General features: G+C 59.1%; 15 protein-coding genes and 1 pseudogene. 5 read left to right on the top strand and 11 right to left on the bottom strand.

Features of this window, described 5'->3' with window-relative positions:
• Positions 1–2: 2 nt before the first annotated feature.
• On the top strand, positions 3–1,457 hold the full coding sequence (locus LOY68_RS03690) for a D-aminoacylase (protein ID WP_320110089.1): 1,455 nt from the start codon (positions 3–5) through the stop codon (positions 1,455–1,457).
• A gap of 177 nt (positions 1,458–1,634) precedes the next feature.
• Positions 1,635–2,003 carry a glyoxalase superfamily protein gene (locus LOY68_RS03695; RefSeq protein WP_054616190.1) on the top strand — a complete coding sequence of 123 codons (369 nt, stop codon included), beginning with the start codon at positions 1,635–1,637 and terminating at the stop codon, positions 2,001–2,003.
• 144 nt (positions 2,004–2,147) lie between these two features.
• Here LOY68_RS03695 and LOY68_RS03700 read toward each other — a convergent pair whose 3' ends face one another.
• Entirely contained in the window at positions 2,148–2,612 is a 465-nt protein-coding gene (locus LOY68_RS03700) for a hypothetical protein (protein WP_265042963.1), read from the bottom strand.
• A gap of 202 nt (positions 2,613–2,814) precedes the next feature.
• Positions 2,815–4,734 carry a methyl-accepting chemotaxis protein gene (locus tag LOY68_RS03705; RefSeq protein WP_265042964.1) on the bottom strand — a complete coding sequence of 640 codons (1,920 nt, stop codon included), beginning with the start codon at positions 4,732–4,734 and terminating at the stop codon, positions 2,815–2,817.
• A 262-nt stretch (positions 4,735–4,996) separates the two neighbouring features.
• Between LOY68_RS03705 and LOY68_RS03710 the strand changes: the two genes are divergently transcribed.
• Together LOY68_RS03710 and LOY68_RS03715 are read left to right on the top strand one after the other, a co-directional pair.
• Positions 4,997–5,668 (top strand): histidine phosphatase family protein, encoded by a 672-nt coding sequence (locus LOY68_RS03710; protein ID WP_413787169.1) that lies wholly within the window; start codon positions 4,997–4,999, stop codon positions 5,666–5,668.
• Between the two features lie 22 nt (positions 5,669–5,690).
• A complete protein-coding gene (locus LOY68_RS03715; protein ID WP_265042967.1) occupies positions 5,691–6,524 on the top strand; it encodes a phosphatase PAP2 family protein in 834 nt (277 codons plus the stop codon).
• Between the two features lie 189 nt (positions 6,525–6,713).
• Here LOY68_RS03715 and LOY68_RS03720 read toward each other — a convergent pair whose 3' ends face one another.
• The 5 genes from LOY68_RS03720 to LOY68_RS03740 all read right to left on the bottom strand — a co-directional run bounded on the left by LOY68_RS03720 (position 6,714) and on the right by LOY68_RS03740 (position 11,800).
• A complete protein-coding gene (locus tag LOY68_RS03720; RefSeq protein WP_265042969.1) occupies positions 6,714–8,153 on the bottom strand; it encodes an ArnT family glycosyltransferase in 1,440 nt (479 codons plus the stop codon).
• An 83-nt stretch (positions 8,154–8,236) separates the two neighbouring features.
• Complete coding sequence (rimJ, locus tag LOY68_RS03725; protein ID WP_265042971.1) at positions 8,237–8,824, bottom strand: ribosomal protein S5-alanine N-acetyltransferase; 588 nt, start codon at positions 8,822–8,824, stop codon at positions 8,237–8,239.
• A 55-nt stretch (positions 8,825–8,879) separates the two neighbouring features.
• Positions 8,880–9,902: a sensor histidine kinase gene (locus LOY68_RS03730; protein ID WP_265042973.1), complete on the bottom strand. Its 1,023-nt coding sequence runs from the start codon at positions 9,900–9,902 to the stop codon at positions 8,880–8,882.
• 9 nt (positions 9,903–9,911) lie between these two features.
• Entirely contained in the window at positions 9,912–11,369 is a 1,458-nt protein-coding gene (locus LOY68_RS03735) for an ATPase domain-containing protein (protein ID WP_265042974.1), read from the bottom strand.
• Positions 11,366–11,800, bottom strand: coding sequence for a hypothetical protein (locus tag LOY68_RS03740; protein ID WP_256207555.1), 435 nt, complete (start codon positions 11,798–11,800; stop codon positions 11,366–11,368). The genes LOY68_RS03735 and LOY68_RS03740 overlap by 4 nt, the downstream gene beginning before the upstream one ends.
• A gap of 250 nt (positions 11,801–12,050) precedes the next feature.
• Here LOY68_RS03740 and LOY68_RS03745 point away from each other — a divergent pair, with 250 nt between their 5' ends.
• Complete coding sequence (locus LOY68_RS03745; RefSeq protein WP_413787170.1) at positions 12,051–12,521, top strand: GNAT family N-acetyltransferase; 471 nt, start codon at positions 12,051–12,053, stop codon at positions 12,519–12,521.
• Positions 12,522–12,755: 234 nt separating this feature from the next.
• Here the strand turns inward: LOY68_RS03745 and LOY68_RS03750 are convergent, their stop codons facing one another.
• The 4 genes and pseudogenes from LOY68_RS03750 to LOY68_RS03765 all read right to left on the bottom strand — a co-directional run bounded on the left by LOY68_RS03750 (position 12,756) and on the right by LOY68_RS03765 (position 16,084).
• Positions 12,756–14,162, bottom strand: coding sequence for a DUF2252 domain-containing protein (locus tag LOY68_RS03750; RefSeq protein ID WP_265042977.1), 1,407 nt, complete (start codon positions 14,160–14,162; stop codon positions 12,756–12,758).
• A gap of 258 nt (positions 14,163–14,420) precedes the next feature.
• Positions 14,421–14,918 (bottom strand): annotated as a pseudogene (locus LOY68_RS03755) (DUF433 domain-containing protein); the annotation flags it as partial.
• A gap of 172 nt (positions 14,919–15,090) precedes the next feature.
• Positions 15,091–15,459, bottom strand: coding sequence for a DUF6124 family protein (locus LOY68_RS03760; RefSeq protein WP_265042979.1), 369 nt, complete (start codon positions 15,457–15,459; stop codon positions 15,091–15,093).
• Positions 15,460–15,622: 163 nt separating this feature from the next.
• Complete coding sequence (locus LOY68_RS03765) at positions 15,623–16,084, bottom strand: cysteine hydrolase family protein (protein ID WP_265042980.1); 462 nt, start codon at positions 16,082–16,084, stop codon at positions 15,623–15,625.
• Between the last annotated feature and the right edge of the window lie 590 nt (positions 16,085–16,674).

A 16,674-nucleotide genomic window follows, 5' to 3' on the forward strand; every position in this document is an offset into this window, starting at 1 on the left:
AGATGTTGTACGACACGCTGATCCGCAATGCCCTCATCATTGACGGCAGCAACCGCCCCGGCTATCCCGCTGATTTGGCGATATCGGATGGCCGCATTGCGCGAATCGGCGACTTGCACGACGCCCGCGCCACGCAAGAAATCGACGCTGCCGGTCGGGTGTTGGCACCGGGTTTTGTCGACGTGCACACCCACGACGACACGGTGGTGATCCGCCAACCGCAGATGCTGCCCAAGCTCAGCCAGGGCGTGACCACGGTGATCGTCGGCAACTGCGGGATCAGCGCCTCGCCGGTCAGTTTGCGCAGCGATCCGCCGGACCCGATGAACCTGCTCGGCACGCGTGCGGCGTTCGTTTATCCGACGTTCCGCGACTACCGCGCGGCGGTCGAAGCAGCGAACACCACGCTTAACGTGGCGGCGCTGGTCGGTCACACCGCGCTGCGCAGCAATCACCTCGACGACCTGTTTCGCACCGCCAGCGCCGATGAAATCAGCGCGATGCGCGAGCAACTGCGTGAAAGTCTTGAGGCTGGCGCGTTGGGTTTATCCACAGGGTTGGCGTATGCGAGCGCGTTCTCGGCGTCGACCGATGAAGTCATGCAACTGACCGAAGAGCTGACGGCTTTCGGCGCGGTCTACACCACCCATTTGCGCAGTGAGTTCGAACCGGTGCTGGAGGCCATGGACGAAGCGTTCCAGATTGGCCGTCACGCGAAAGCCCCGGTGATCGTTTCCCACCTCAAGTGTGCTGGCGTCGGCAATTGGGGTCGCAGTCCACAGTTGCTGGCCTCCCTTGAACACGCCGCCAAAACTCACCCGGTGGGCTGCGATTGTTATCCCTACGCGGCGAGTTCCTCGACCCTGGACCTCAAGCAAGTCACCGATGCCCATCGCATCACCATCACCTGGTCGACGCCGCATCCGGAGATAAGTGGCCGCGATCTGATCGACATCGCCAACGAATGGGGCATGCCGCTGCTCAATGCCGCGCGACGCCTGCAACCGGCGGGCGCGGTGTATTACGGCATGGACGAGGCGGATGTGCGGCGGATCCTCGCGCATCCGTTGTCGATGGTCGGTTCCGACGGTTTGCCGGAAGACCCGTTTCCGCATCCACGCTTGTGGGGCGCGTTCCCTCGAGTACTCGGACATTTCAGCCGTGATGTCGGGCTGTTTCCGCTGCACACCGCCGTGCACAAGATGACCGGGTTGTCGGCGGCGCGTTTTGGCCTGAAGGAGCGGGGTGAAATTCGAGAAGGCTATTGGGCGGACCTGGTGTTGTTTGATCCGCTGACCATTCGCGACGTGGCGGATTTCCATGACCCGCAACGGGCGGCGGAAGGGATTGACGGCGTGTGGGTCAACGGTGCGCTGAGTTATGTGGATGGCCAGGCGAACGGGCGCAGGGAAGGGCGGTTTCTGGCGCGGGATGGGGATTTGCGGGATGGGTTTTGAAAATCAAAAGATCGCAGCCTTCGGCGGCGCCCACAGGCGCGTAGGAGTTGCCGAAGGCTACGATCTTTTGATCCACGTCTCATAGTGGCAATGTGAAACTAAAGAATCCTTGTGCCAAGCCGAAGTGCTGACATCCAGCCCAGCTACACTGGGCTATTCCAATCAGGGAGCACCCCCATGAGCTTCGGCAAAACCACTCCGATCCTGCGGATCTTCGATGAAGCCAAGGCAGTGGCGTTCTACGTCGATTTCCTGGGATTCAAGATCGACTGGCAGCACCGCTTCGAAGCCAACTTCCCGCTCTACCTGCAAGTCTCCCGGGGCGAATGCGTGCTGCACCTGTCCGAACACCACGGCGACGCCACACCGGGATCGGCACTGCGCATCGAGACCGATGAGCTCGAAGCGTTCCAGCAGCAATTGGTTGCCAAGGAGTACATGTTTGCCAAACCCCAGATCCAGGCCATGCCCTGGGGAAGTCAGGACATGACCGTGACCGATCCGTTTGGCAATCGCCTGGTGTTTACCAATGCGATCAGTGTTTGAGAGTGGACTACAACCGATGCGCTCGGTTGTTCGTTAGATAGCCTTCGCGAGCAGGCTCGCTTCCACAAGGGAGGCGATGTCGACCACGGATTTTATGCACGCCCACCCTCCACTGTGGGAGCGAGCCTGCTCACGATGGCTGTATTACTCCGGCATCGAGCGGATGATGTCTGCCAAATCGTCCTTGGTGATTTCATTGGCTTTTATAGCGGCAGCGACGTCTTCCTTGGACAGTGGGAAGCGTTTGAACAGGTCCTTCAACGTTTCGGCATCGATATTCGATAGCCAGAGCGGATCAATAAGCGCTCCACCGTACTCTGGCTTCATCGGCACTTCTTCGTGGGCGATAACGCCTTTGTGATTCAAATAAACCAGATACCGATCAAACCCTTCGGGGTAGCTTTTATCGTGATAGAGGGTTGTTCCGACGGGCAGTACATAGTCATGTTCATCGCCGTTCGGCCCTTCAAGAAGAAGAGGTTCTTTGGTTTTGATCATTTTCAGGCCATAGGCGCTCGATAAATGATTGAGCACAACAGGTGTCAGCGCCGCCGCGTTAAGAAGCACCAACACGGCCAACCCTAGAAAAAATCGCTTATTGGTAGACATTCTTTTTGTCATGTTGCGCCTCGGCATTTGCTTCGAGCGTAGCCTGTCAGGCTCGGAAAATGCCTACAAGTGCCGGTTTGATCGTTCCCACGCTCTGCGTGGGAATGCAGCCCGTGACGCTCCGCGTCACCTGCCGAAGCGGACGCAGAGCGTCCATTGAGGCATTCCCACGCAGAGCGTGGGAACGATCAGGTCTGAGGTGTCAGACCCGGAAGTGGCTGACCATCTGCTGCAACTGACCGCCCAACCGCGCCAGTTCAACGCTGGATTTTGCGGTTTCGTCGCTGGCGGCGGCGGTCTGTTCGGAGACGTCGCGCACGTTGATGATGCTGCGGCTGATTTCTTCAGCCACGGCGCTTTGTTCTTCGGCGGCTGCGGCGATCTGTTGGTTCATCGACTGGATATTCGACACTGTGCGGGTGATGTTTTCCAGGGAGACGCCAGCCTTGCGGGTCAGGGCGACGCTGCTGTCGGTCAGGGCGCGGCTGTTGTTCATCACCGCCGACACTTGTTGGGTGCCGTTCTGCAGACCGGCCACCAGGCCTTCGATTTCTTCGGTGGATTTCTGCGTGCGTTGGGCCAGGCCACGGACTTCGTCGGCCACTACGGCAAAACCACGACCGGCTTCACCGGCACGGGCCGCTTCGATCGCGGCGTTGAGCGCCAGCAGGTTGGTCTGTTCGGCCACAGCCTTGATCACGTCCATGACGCTGCCGATCTTGTCGCTTTCCTGTTGCAGCACGCTCATGGCTTGGGTGGAACGTGCCACTTCGGTGGCCAGGCGTTCGATCTGGGCGATGGCTTCGTTGACCACTTTGTCGCCTTCGCGGGCTTCACCGTCAGCGGCGGCGGCAGCCTGGGAGGCTTCTTCGGCGTTGCGCGCGACTTCCTGCACGGTGGCGGTCATCTCGTGCATCGCGGTGGCCACCTGATCGGTTTCGATCTTCTGGCTGTTGACCCCGGCGCTGGTCTGTTCGGTCACGGCCGACAACTCTTCGGCAGCGCTGGCGATCTGGGTAACGCCGTCGCGGATGCCGCTGATCAGGTCCCGCAGGGTCACGCCCATGCGGCCGATGCCTTGCTGCAACACACCGAGTTCGTCGCGGCGGGTGACTTTGACGTCTTGGGTCAGGTCGCCACTGGCGATGCGATCGACCACGGTCATGGTGTCGCGCAACGGACCGGTGATCTGACGGGTGATGACCACGGCAGCGATCACGCCGACCAGCAACGCGAGCAAGGTGCTGATCAGTTGCAGGGTGCGCGCCTGGGCACTTTCGACGTCACGACGGTCGAGCTGGAATTGATACAGCTTGTCGCTCAGGTCAACGATCGCGGTGCCCTGGTCGGTCATTTCCTTGCGCGCCTGCACGGCATCGGTGCTGGCGGCTTTGTAAGCCATCAGGGCGCTGCGGTAGTTGGTCAGCGCGGTGTCCAGCTGACGCAGGGCGTCTTGCTGGGTGTCGGCGAAATGCACGTTCAGCGGCTTCAGGCTGGCGATGGCCGCGTCCAGTTGGCCGACGGCTTTTTGCTCGGTCTCGGCGTTAGTGCTGGCGGTGTAGCCACGCACTTCGTAACGCGCCAGCATGAACGCTTCCTTGGCCTGGGTGATGGCCTGGAACTGTTCGAAACGCTGATCGCTCAGGGGCATGTCCTGCACGCGGGTGCTGATGGTGTTGATCAGCGCGCTGGCGTTTTCGGCGTTGGCGCCCATGGCGTCGCGGGCGCTGTTACCAGTGCGGTAGGCGCTGCGCATTTTGTTCAGGGACGTCTGGTAAGCGGCGATGGTCGCGGCCTGCTCTTTGAGCATCTTGACGTTTTCAGGGTTTTTGAAGCTGCCCAGCAAAGCGGTTTGCTGAGTCACGAAACTGTCGAGGGTGGTCTGGACGTTTTGCGCGGCGGTTTCGTCGCCGTTGGTCAGCATGTATTGCAGGCGCACCACGCGCAGCTTGGTCAGGCCGGCGTTGAGCTGGGTGATATCACTCATCCAGTTGCTGCGGTCAATCAAGCCGCCCAGGCTTGTCCAGCCGGTCAGGGCGAGGATGCAGGTCAGTGCCAGGACCAGGCCGAACCCCAGGCCCAGCTTCATGTTCACACTGATGTTACCGAACCAGCTATTCATCACAATTCCTCCAGGAACGTAGTGTTTCTTTATCGTCAGTTGGCTGGAAGATTGTTGTTTTTAGGTGCCAGCAAGGTGTGTTGCAGACCTGTATCGGCAGCAATCCCGAGAGCTGAAAGGTTTTTGTCGGACAGAACCTGTAACAAGACTTGTGGCAGGTCTTAAGCTTTTTTTCACATGGGTTTCACCTGCTGGCGACGCCCGCCTCTCTACCCTCGCGGCATCTAATGACAGGTGCGACATGCCGGCGGGGCGGCTTTTTGTGGAATTGAGACTGAGTCTGTTCGGGATAAAACGCTCGATTGATCTGAGCTTTTTTGCCCGCTATCGCAATGCCTGGGTGGTAATCGCCTCGGCGCTGTTGGTCATTCCACTGACGCTCTGGCTGCTGGCGCCCGCCGCTGTCCCGGATTTGGCCCATGGCAATGTGGCCGGTGCCAAGGCGTTGATGTCGGGTTGGGCCAAGGGCGACATGATCGTACTGGTGCGTCACGTCGAGCGATGCGATCACTCCTCGGCGGCCTGTTTGAGCGGCAACGACGGCATCACCGATCGCTCCCGTGGCGTCGCGGTAGCCGTCGGTTCTCATTTCGAACGCTTGGGCCTGTCCAAGGCCGATATCTACAACAGCCCGATGGTGCGCACCGCGCAGACCGCCGGCTACATGTTCAACTCGGTGGGTGTCGGTGAAGACTGGTTGATCAGTTGCAAGGGCACGATGCTGCGCGACGCCCTGGCGCACAAGGTGCCGGGTCGCAACCTGATCCTGGTGACCCACAGCGAGTGCATGACCGAGCTGGAAAAAAGCATGAACGTTTCGACAGACACGCTGGGTTATGGCGCCTCGCTGTTCGTTTCCACCAAAACCCCGCAAGCGCCCTCCATTCTCGGTTACATCGAGGCCTCTGACTGGCGCTCGGTGACGACCCGATAATTTCTTTGGCTCAGGACTGACAATGCAGACTGTTTCCCCTTACCGCTTTTACTGGGTGAACTTCGGTATTCCACTGGCCTGCGCGGCGGTGGTGTTCCTGATGTTCGACATGACCCACATCGACATCGCCTTCAGCAATCTGCTGTTTGATCCGGTCAGCCAGACCTTCCCGCTGGACAAGGTGCACTTCTTTGAAAAGCTCACCCACAAGTGGGCGCGGATCATTCCGAACTGGACGGCGGAAATCGCATTGATCGGCGCGATGCTGTCGTTCGTCTGGCCGCTGATCAACCCGCAAAAGCGTCCTCGGCTTGGCGGTTTTCTTGAGCGTAGTAAAGTCGCACCGGTGCTGCGATTTGCTCACGGACATCGTCGGGATTTTCTGTTTGTGGTGTTCGCGTTTGCCATCTGCACCGGCGTGATCCATTTCCTCAAGGCCCATACCAGCGTGTACTGTCCGATCGAAACCACCCTGTATGGCGGCAAACTGGCCCATGTGGAGTGGTACAACAACTTCCAGCTATTCAAGGAAGCGGGCGACGGTCGCTGCTGGCCGGGCGGGCATGCGTCGGGCGGGTTCACCATGCTGGCGTTGTACTTCGTGGCGCGTCGTTACCGTTGGCGCTTTGCTAAAGCCGTGATGTGGGGATCGTTGTTGCTCGGTTTCATCTATGGCACCACGCGGGTCCTGCAGGGTTGGCACTACATGTCCCACACGTTCTGGGCCGGGATCTTTGTGTGGCTGGCATGTTTGCTGACGGCGCTGGCGTTTTATGGGCGGGCGCGGTTGGAAGCGCCGGTATTGCAGAGGCATGAGCGAGCTGAGCGGGTTGCGCAGGCGCAGGTTGCTGGCTGACCAATAGTTTGAATGACAAAACCCGCCAGCCTCTGATCGAGGGGGGCGGGTTTTTTGTTGTCTGGTTTGGGGCTTGCGGTGGCTGGGAGATTGCCTTCGCGGGCAAGCCTCGCTCCTACAGGGGATCACCGGATCTGTAGGAGCGAGGCTTGCCCGCGAAGAACGATAACGCGGTCCATCTGAAAACACTCACTCCCCAACGAAGTAGTACGGCTGCCGCCCGACCATCATGATCTTCAGCACCTTCAACGGCGCCACCGGTTCACTCTCGCCTGCCATGACCGCCACGTTAGTCGGTGAAGCCGTCAGAAACGCATGCAACTGCGCCTCGGTGTCCAATCCCTTGAGCACCCGCTGGGTATAAAACACGCTGGCACCACCGACCCGCTCATCGGCCTGGAACAACGCGACGTTTTGCCCATTGGCTTGCAGCGCTTGAATCTGCTCGACCAGAGGCACGAACGACAACTTGCGATCCGCATGAGGCAGCAACCATTGCGCACTGATCAGGTAGCAACCCAGCACCACGACCAACAACCCGCCGATCAGAGCATTGCTGTGCCGTGCGATGCGGCCGATCAGGCTCGAAGCGCCTTCGTGAGCTTTCAACTTTTCATACAGCACCCGCGCATATTCAGCCGCGATCACCGCGGCAGCCGGCGCCAGGGACATCAGGTATACCGTGCGCTTGCTCGACGCCAGGGTCAGCATCAGGAACTGCGCCAGTATCCACACCGTGAAAAACAGCAAATACCGATTGGCCATCAGGCTTTTACGAAAGTGCCACAGCCCCAGGTACACCAGAATGTTCCAGGGCAGAAAGGCTTGGGGAAGTTTGATCAGGTAGTAATAGAACGGCTCGTAATGCCCGGCCTCGACGAAGGAACCGCTGAAGCGCCCGACGCTGTTGGTCAGCAGCACTTCGGTGACAGCATGGGCACCGCCACGCTGATACAGCACGACGAGCCAGATCAGCAGCGGGATCAAACCCACCAGCGTCAACAGGCCCGGACGCAGCCAGTCGCCGACCTTCAGGCGTTTATCCATCAGGCTCTCGGCCAGCAGGAACGCGAAGATCACCACCCCCGGCATCGCCAGACCCAGCACGCCTTTGCTCAGGGTGGCGATCGTAATCCCGGTGACAAACAGCAGCGAGGTGCCGGCGGTCGATTGCCGCAGCCCCTGGAAGAACGCCAGCAACGCCATGGTCACGCCAAGGGTCAGCAAGCCGTCCTCGCCGACGCCACGGGTGTTGCTCCAATAACTGGCCATGGTCGCCAGCATAAACCCCGCGGTCCAGGCCACGGCCCTGGGGCGGCCAAACCGTCGCAGCATGCCGTACAACACCATCACGCTGAACAACCCGGCAAACGCCGACGCCAGTCGCACGGCCCACGGCGTGCCGCCAAACGCGCGGATCGCTCCGGCGTCGAGCCACAGGCTCAGGGGCGGTTTCTCCAGGAACGGTTCGCCAAACAGGCGTGGTGTCACCCAGTCATTATCGACGTGCATTTCCATGGCGATCCCGGCGACCCGGGCTTCGGTGGAACCTTGCAGTTGATGATTGCCCAGGGCGAAGAAAAACAGCAGCGCGGCTAGCAGAAACAGTGAAGGGGCGGCACGGGACATAGGCTTCTGGCTACCGAACAAAGGAACGGGAAGCCCGAGCATACGGGGTGAATACTTAACAAATTGTGAACGGCTGCGAAGTATTACTTGAGCGGTCTGGACCAGCGCTGTTCCGGGGTTTCGAAGCGATCATTGATCAACGCTGTCAGCACATGATCCTGCCAGCGTCCGGCGATGCTCAGGTAAGCCTTGGCGTAGCCCTCACGTTCAAATCCCAGGCGTTCCAGCAGCCGCGCACTGCGTTCGTTGCCGGGTATGTAGTTGGCCATGATCCGGTGCAGTTTTTGTTCATCGAACATGTAACCGATGGCTGTTTCCAGAGCTTCCTGCATCAAGCCCTGGCCTTGATGAACTTCATCGATGTGGTAACCGAGGTAGCAAGCCTGGAACGCGCCGCGCGTGATGCCACTGAAGTTACACGCGCCGATCATCTGGCCGCTGTCCGGATCCAGCAGCGCGAAGTGCACTGCCAAACCGGCGATCAAAGCGCTGGCTTGTATTTCGAGGCGCGGGCGAATGCGTTCGGGGCTGTGGTAATCGGCGGGGCGAATCGGTGACCAGCGGGCCAGATGCCGCTGGTTGCTCCGGTAGAAATCGCTTTCCAGCGCCGCCTCTTCAGGGGCGAGGACGGCCAGCGTCAGGCGTTTACAGGGCAGGGTCAGCAGCGGCATGGGCGCTCCGGGTTACGCGGTCGATGCGCAAGCATTGCGTGGCCGGCGGAAAAACTCAAACCACCAGCGGCAATGTCACGATAAAAGTGCTGCCCCGGCCATCGCCATCGCTGATGCCGACGACGGTGCCGCCATGGGCTTCGACCAATTCACGCACCACGGTCAGGCCGATGCCCAGGCCCGCGCCGTTGAAGCCGATGGCATGCACGTCCTGCACAAACGGCTCGAAGATAAACGGCAGGGCCTGGGCGGAAATGCCGATGCCGTCATCGCAAATGCGCATCTCCAGCACATCGTCCGTAGTCGTGACCGACAGCGTGACATTACCCCCGGCCGGTGTGTATTTGGCCGCGTTGCCCAGCAAGTTGCCGAGGATCTGCGTGAGGCGCACCGGATCGCCGTCCACCGACAGCGCACGAGCGGGCAGTTCAGCGTTGAAGTGCAGGTGTCGGGTGTTCATCACCGGCCTGCACACGTCGATGGCGCTCTGGATGATCTGCACCATGTCGACGATCTCGCAATCGAGGCGCAACTTGCCGGTGCTGGCGCGGGACACGTCGAGCAAGTCGTCCACCAGCCGCGACATGTGCGCCACCTGGCTTTCGATCAGGGCCTGCATGCGCGGCAGCTCTTCGGCGGGCACCCGCACCAGGCGGCCGGCGATCATGCTGATGGGCGTCAGCGGGTTGCGCAGTTCATGGGCGACCAGGGTAAGGATGTTGCGTTGCTGCGCCAGCGTATGTTCTGCCGAGGCTTGCAGGTTTTGCGCGCTGAGGGCGGCGATCACCAATTGGGCGTTGGCCTCGCGCATCTCAAGGAACAGCCGTTGCTCTTCTTTCGAACGCTGGGGTTTTTCCGCGTCCGTTTGCGCCAGCAGAATCGCCAGCACCAATTGCTGATTGGCTTCGACCAGTTGTTCGATTTGCTGGGCGTCCACCAAACGGTTGTTGGTGTCGCTCAGTTCCTTCTGCAGCGCCGCCAGCACCGCACGGGCTTCGACGGTTTTCTGGCCGAGCAGGAACAACTCGCGAGCAGCCGTAGCCATCGCTTGTGCGTTCGCGCCATTGGCCTCTGTCATGATCCTGGCTTACACCTTGTCTTTGCTGCGCTGCCGGGTCGGCCGGCCGCCGAGTAGCCCTTCCTGGTCCGGCAGCATCTCGCCGATCTGCAGGCCGTTATCGTCAATGTGGTACAGGCGCAGCTCATCGGAGTGAGCGCTGGCGCGCACCTTGACCACCGCCATGATGCGCAACAGACGACTCTCTACTTCAATGTAGCGTTGCACGATGATGGCGTCGGTCAGGAACGCTGTGCCGTAGGGGCTGAAGCGCAGGTCGGTGTAGCGGTCTTCCAGCTCCGAGGTCATCAGGACGCTGACCCCGGCGCTGGTCAGCGCGGTGACCATGCGCGACAGCGATTCGCGGAAGTCGTCGCGGAAGGTCGGCGCCAGTGCCAGCTCGAAGCCCGACAACGAATCGATGACCACCCGGGTGGCATTCAGTCGATGGATCTCACTGAGCAGCAACTGGACGATTTCATCGATGGAAAGATCCGGCGCACGGCTATCCACCAGGCCGACCTGACCCTTCTGGATCAAACTGGCCAACGTAGCGTTTTGCGAATGGTTTGGCCGTTGTTCGAACACGGCGATCACGCCGGTTTCGCCATTGCGCGCGCCTTCGGCAAGGAAGGTCGCCGCCAGAATGCTTTTGCCCGAACCCGATGGCCCGGCCACCAGCAACGAATAACCCCGGGGTAAGCCGCCGCCGAGCATCTCGTCGAGCTGCGGCACGCCCATTTTCAGGCGTTTGATCGGGAATTCCAGCGGTGTTTCAACCGGAGTGAGTGGGGCAGGCGCGAAGACCTTGATCCCCGACGTGGCAATGCGGAAGGTGTGCAGCCCCGGCAATGTCGGCTGGCCGCGCATCTTCATGATTTCCATCTTGCGCACCATCGAGTTGCGTTGAACGCTCTGGCGCAGCCAGATCAGGCCATCGGCGACGGTGAAGATCGGGTTGGTGTCGGTTTCGGTGAAGTATTCGCCGATGAGGAAGGTCGTCGCCTGCCAGGTGGTCATCAACATGCCGAGCTGCTGAACGAACTGCGGCAGGTTGTTGTTGGGGTTGTCCTGGGTCTGGCTGGCCAGGACCACAGAGCGGAACGAGTCGACAAACACCAGCGACGGCGAGTGAGCCTCCACCTCGCTGACGATGCGCCGCAACACTTCGTCCAGATCACCGGCGAGGGTGTCGTCGGCCAGGTTTACATAGCGGATCGACTGATTGATCGCTTCGCTGTCGAAAAAGTCGAATTGCTGTTGATAACGCAGCATCTTCAGCGGCGGTTCGCCGAGTACGGTAAAGAACAACGCCGGGCGTTCAGGTGTTGCCAGGGCAAACATCATCTGATGCGCCAGCGTGGTTTTGCCGCAGCCAGGAGGACCGGCGATCAGGTTGAACGAAAATTCCGGCAAACCTCCGCCCAGCACCTCGTCCAGGCCTGGCACGCCGGTGGCCAGACGGTTGATAGTCACTTTGGTGCTCATGGCAAAGTTTCCTGCGAAGGGGTGTCGCTCAAAGAAGGTTCCCACCAGCTACGAAGCAAACGTGCGGTGAGCGAGGGCCCGATCAGCGTGGTCAGCAACTCGTAAAACGTAGTCAGCAACACTTCACCGAAAAACAGCGCATCGACTTCGTTTTGCTCGACGAGTACGGATTTGAGGGCAATCAGATCCAGCGCGGCCTGGACACTGCCAAAGGTGTCGGCCAGACGCGGATGAGTGGAAGCGCACAGATGGAGGCTGCGACGGTATAGCGCGACAACCCCTTGCTGGCCGATGATCGGCGTCAGGGCTGCGTTCATATCCTGCAAGGTGACAACGATCGCCTGGGCAATCCTTGCGGTGTCAGCGTTGGGACCAACACGGTGCGCCAGAGAAGCTACGATCTGGCGGCTCTCTTCGCTCAGCGTGGACATGGCTAACTGATATCTGATTGACAGAGCTTGATGGTACACCCTATGGGGAGGGGGGACGTGATTTGCATCAACGATAAAATCACGGCCCGCAAACAGGGGCCTTCAAGCCTGTCGGGTCTACAAAATTCCACGACTTGCTGCACAAATATTTAAACGTCGCTGATGACGGACGCTGTTTTAAGGATGAAATATGGAGTTCTCGTTACCAACGGATCTGCCCTTTATGAGTTTGCGGGCGCCGGACCCCGTCTTGTGCACAGCACTGCAGGATGCGCTGAATCTCAGTTTTGCAGCGCACTCCGAGTTTCTGCCCTGGGCCAAGCCCTATACCAGCAAGGATGAAGCGCGGGCGTTCATGCTGCGCTCGGTCGATGACTTCAACAGTGATACAGGCGAGCGGCGGTTTTTTATCGTCGCGGATCAGGGCGCGGCGATCATCGGCTGCATTGGCCTGAAGCCTCGGGGGCGCAATCGCCATGAGGTGGGGTACTGGGCCAACACCGAGTTTTCGGGCAAAGGTCACATGCGCCGGGCGCTGGAAGCGTTGGTCAAAAGCCTGCCTGACCAGACGTTTTACCTGACGACATCCTCAGCCAACCTGCCCAGTCAGCGGCTGGCGGTGGCGGCGGGGTTTCAGTTGATCAGGGTGTTTGCGCGAGCACGGCGGACAACACGTCATGGCGTTCAGGACACTTACTTGTATCGCTTGAGACACCTGTAGGAGCTGCCGAAGGCTGCGATCTTTTGATCTGGCTTTTAAAAATGAAAATCAAAAGATCGCAGCCTTCGGCAGCTCCTACCTATATCGGGGGGCCATTCGACAGGCAAAAAAAAGCCCGCGGGAGGGCGGGCAAACCGTAGTTTCTTGAATGAGCGAGGGCAATGTACCGGTTGGCGCGGGGCGATAGGGTGAAGAAAAATTCATCTGCGTTAGCGCCTCGGCCAATAGCGGCCTCTAGGGCAGATGATCCGCCGCAAAATCGGCATCTGAACGCGCCCTCAAGCGACCCTTGCGACATGCCTGCTGGAAGCGCTCGAAGTCCTGCTCATTCTGTTTGGTATAGCCTTCTGCGTACTTGAAGAGCGCATCGGCCAGTGCATCGCTTTTACCGATGTAGCCACTGATCTGCGCGGCTTGCCCTGAGGATTTGGCATGGGCTCGGGCCAAGGCGCGGCCACAGGTGCGTGCGTAGGCGGCGAAGGTGGGTGCATCGAACGTCTCGAGCTCAGCCGAGACTTTCATGTCGCGTAATTGGCGTACATAAAAATGTCGACCACTTGGCCCGGTGGTCCAGCCGAGGAACAGGTCGCTGGCCGATTGCATCAGCCGTTGGCCGTTCACCACGCGCTGCCCGTTGTGCTGCATCCGCGACTTGGTCTTGACGTAACCGGCGAGCACCGAGCGCCGCGCTTCCTTGAATTGCAGGAACAACGGGTTCTCCTGTTCGTCAGTCAACAGCGCCACCAGGCAACGGGTGCCGACGCTGCCCACGCCCACCACTTTGAACGCCATGTCGTGGGCATGAAACCGCGACAACAACTCACGACGGTCCGCTTGCAGCGTGGCCCGATAGTCGCCCATGAAGGTGTCGTAGAGTGGCTTCCAGTCCGAGAGACGCAGCCAGTCATCGTCTGCATCCAGCAGCGTCGTGGTGGTGTGCAGGTGGAAGATTTCCGGCAAGTCATCGCGAATCGTCAGACGGCCGTGGGCGTCACGCTCGCATATTTTTGGCAGCAACTCGGCATGGGTGCGGCGCTCCGCTTTCTCGATGGCTCGCTCCACATGTTCCAGCGTGGCTTTGCTCGCTTGCTCCAGCAAATCGTCGTAGCTGATGGACTCGTACCAGGTTTCCAGTGCGCTCTGTTCGGCGCACTCGGTCATGGTCTTCTGATAGGCCGCGACCACTTGGCGGCAGACATCTTCCTCGACCGTCTCACCATGACGCAGATCCCGCGCCGCAATCAGAAAACTCGCCACCAACCTTTTAAGGTCCCACTCCCACGGCCCCGGGTGCGCTTCGTCGAAGTCGTTGACGCTGAACAGCAGATTGCGCTCGGGCGTGGCAAAACCGCCGAAGTTCATCAAGTGACTGTCGCCACAGATCGGCGAAATCAGCCCCATGTTCGATGTGCCCGCCAGGTCATGGGCCTGAAGCAGGGCGTTGCCGCGATAGAAGGTAAACGGGGAAACCAGCATGCGCCCGTAGCGCAACTCGACCAGCGATTTTATCCGGCCCTCGCTGGATGCCTTGATCAGCGGCAGTGGATCGCGGTCGATATTGCCCAAGGCCGACTGGGTGTTGCGGGGGCAGGTTTTTCGCGCGTCCTTGCCTTGTTTGAGGCGGTCTTTGAGGTTGGTCATGGGGAGGCGGTCCGCGTTGGGGAGGGCGTGTGCGGAGTGAGTGTAGAAGGGGCTCGGGGTGACGTTGTAATCGTTGAAGTGAAAAAAGCCCGGTGGAGGCCGGGCTTTACATCTTTATCTGATCAAACTTTCCGTGTGTGGGGAATTTCCACGGCACGCGAAAGGCAGCTCCGCCGCGGATCAGCTCGGCGTGAGCTTTAGTCAGTTCATTCAACGCACGGGCCAAGGCGGGTGGCAGATTATTATCCAATAGGAACTTCAAGCCGCCATGCTCTGCTCAAAACGTACGGCTGCCGCAACTGAGGAAGTGGGGATCTCGTATAGAAGTGCTACACGCTTGGTACTCTGACCTTCAGTTTTATAAGCACTAAAAATAGCTGCCGTGTCGATTCCCACGGTAGTGAGAACGGGCTTTCCGAAATTTCTGGAAGGGTCTAGAACAATGGCCTTACTGCGCGTTACCGGATACCAACGTTGAGCATCACCTGATCCGGTGTAATCGATGCCTTCATACAACGAAGGCTTGATGACTTGCTCGAACGCGTACTGCCGCTTGACCAGGTCCAGAAGCGCCTCATCTCCCGTTTCACTCAAAACGGTCGCAAAGATGCTTCGGCCATCAGTTTGAAAGCGCTTGCAGGTAAATGGGTAAGCTTGGTTAAACATTTCTTTGGCTTGTTGCGAGGCGCTGCGGATAGCTTGCAGGCTGACGCCATGTTGCCGAAAGGCATGAACGAAACGAATTTCCAGCCGCTCGGGTTTGCCCGTGTGGGTGCTCGACAGAAAGTTACAGTTTGTGAAACCTTCTGTTGAGTCTTCGGGCTAGCGGTATTCTGTTCAAACACAAAGGCACCAGGGATATTCTCGCAAGGTGCCATTTTTTCGTTGATGAACCGGTCAGTTGATTAGCGAATGCGCCCACTCAGCATCAGACCGGTTTGATCCCGGACTCAGACTCTTCGATTTTTGCCAGCAATTGATTGAGCGACAATTCTGCCAAACCAGCCAGCCGATGAATCGCGTATGCCACGCTGCGATGCGGATCTTCGAGCTGGGTGGTCAGGTCGGCAGCAATAGACGTCGCCAAGGCAAGGTTCTCGCTGGCGTAAGCGAGCAGGGAGCGCGCGTCGATATCCGGGTTGACGACGTAGATATTTCGCGTCGGAACAGGTGGTCTGGGGTTGCTCTGGCGAACGCTGCGATAGTGTTCGACGGCTTGGGTGAGTTCGTTCAGATCGAGGGCGTCCGAATCTGAGAAGTTCGGATTTTTAATCAAGGTCAAGCGGGGCTTTTTCATGGAAGAACTCCGAAAGATAGAGTGTCCCTACGCTTTACGGTCTGTCAAAACCGTTCGCCGGGATGCAACACAAATCGGAGGTTATCTTCCCGGGCGGCTGCTCGATACTTCATGGAGTTCGACACAACTTGAGGGAAATTTCCTAGGACGTAGTGGGTAGGAATTACAAATCATGCGAGCTCACCGTGTGCCCGAAATGATGCACCCAAAGCCGCACCCCCAACCCACCCGTACGATCCAGCGACGATCCCACCGTCAGATCCGTGATCAACGTCGGCTGCAATCCCGCATCGAATAACGCAAAACCGGCCGCCAGGCAGCAAGTCTCGGTCTGCAACCCACAGACCAACACACGATCCACCTTCAGGCTTTTCAAATATTCGATGGTTTCTGGTGTCGGCGCGTAACCGTGCTTGATGAAGATGCGATCGGCCCGGATCAGGCTGTCGTCGTCCGGTGCCGGGTGCCAGCTGAGTTGTTTCTGGAACGGGGTTTTGGCTTCGTCATGGCGCTCGACCGTGGCAACGCTGGGGAGCGTGCCGATGAGGGACTGGATGCCGTCGATCAGCCATTGCGGCGGCGCGAAGCTGGGCTGGACGTCAATGATAAGGAGGGCTTGGTTCACTGGCTTCTCCGGGGAGTGTTGCGGCGACGGAGGCATATTTGGCCGCAGGTGTTTTGTATCGGTCTGGCTGGATTCTTCACGGGCAAGCCCGGTCCCACGGAGGGATTTTAATCATCAAACCCCAGATGCAACAAAACCCGCACTTGGCGGGTTTTTGTTGGCGCGTAACATCAGTTTTCCGTCGGCAACTCCGTGGCGTACCCGTACCTCCTGTTGCTCAAGGACTCCATTCTGCCCTTTGAGCAACCACTGCGTGCGCAATTCCTTGCGCCAAGGAATGATGAAGTCATGCGCGAGCAACTCGTTTTCATTAGTTATCGGTGGGCTTTTACTTAGGTTGTCGGGAGCGGCGCATATAACCAAGTCCGAGTGACCGCAAAGTGCGGGAGACCAATTCGGGATCAACCTTTAGATCACCAATACATACCGCCAGGTCTATGCCCTCGGCGATCATGTCGATTCAGCGTTCACTAACGGTCATGATGAGATTCAGGTTGGCGTAACGAGGGTAATGACCGTCCACCAGAAATCCAACTGCATCGTAAACAGCATGACCGCCCACTCACGTATTGGCTACCGTTGACTCTAAG

Source organism: Pseudomonas sp. B21-053, assembly GCF_026016365.1.
Lineage (GTDB): Bacteria > Pseudomonadota > Gammaproteobacteria > Pseudomonadales > Pseudomonadaceae > Aquipseudomonas > Aquipseudomonas nunensis.

Excerpts from the sequence above, each read along its gene's own strand:
- LOY68_RS03690 (WP_320110089.1), top strand. The coding sequence starts at position 3 with ATGTTGTACGACACGCTGATCCGCAATGCCCTCATCATTGACGGCAGC.
- LOY68_RS03695 (WP_054616190.1), top strand. The coding sequence starts at position 1,635 with ATGAGCTTCGGCAAAACCACTCCGATCCTGCGGATCTTCGATGAAGCC.
- LOY68_RS03700 (WP_265042963.1), bottom strand. The coding sequence starts at position 2,612 with ATGTCTACCAATAAGCGATTTTTTCTAGGGTTGGCCGTGTTGGTGCTT.
- LOY68_RS03705 (WP_265042964.1), bottom strand. The coding sequence starts at position 4,734 with ATGAATAGCTGGTTCGGTAACATCAGTGTGAACATGAAGCTGGGCCTG.
- LOY68_RS03715 (WP_265042967.1), top strand. The coding sequence starts at position 5,691 with ATGCAGACTGTTTCCCCTTACCGCTTTTACTGGGTGAACTTCGGTATT.
- LOY68_RS03720 (WP_265042969.1), bottom strand. The coding sequence starts at position 8,153 with ATGTCCCGTGCCGCCCCTTCACTGTTTCTGCTAGCCGCGCTGCTGTTT.
- rimJ (WP_265042971.1), bottom strand. The coding sequence starts at position 8,824 with ATGCCGCTGCTGACCCTGCCCTGTAAACGCCTGACGCTGGCCGTCCTC.
- LOY68_RS03730 (WP_265042973.1), bottom strand. The coding sequence starts at position 9,902 with ATGACAGAGGCCAATGGCGCGAACGCACAAGCGATGGCTACGGCTGCT.
- LOY68_RS03735 (WP_265042974.1), bottom strand. The coding sequence starts at position 11,369 with ATGAGCACCAAAGTGACTATCAACCGTCTGGCCACCGGCGTGCCAGGC.
- LOY68_RS03740 (WP_256207555.1), bottom strand. The coding sequence starts at position 11,800 with ATGTCCACGCTGAGCGAAGAGAGCCGCCAGATCGTAGCTTCTCTGGCG.
- LOY68_RS03750 (WP_265042977.1), bottom strand. The coding sequence starts at position 14,162 with ATGACCAACCTCAAAGACCGCCTCAAACAAGGCAAGGACGCGCGAAAA.
- LOY68_RS03760 (WP_265042979.1), bottom strand. The coding sequence starts at position 15,459 with ATGAAAAAGCCCCGCTTGACCTTGATTAAAAATCCGAACTTCTCAGAT.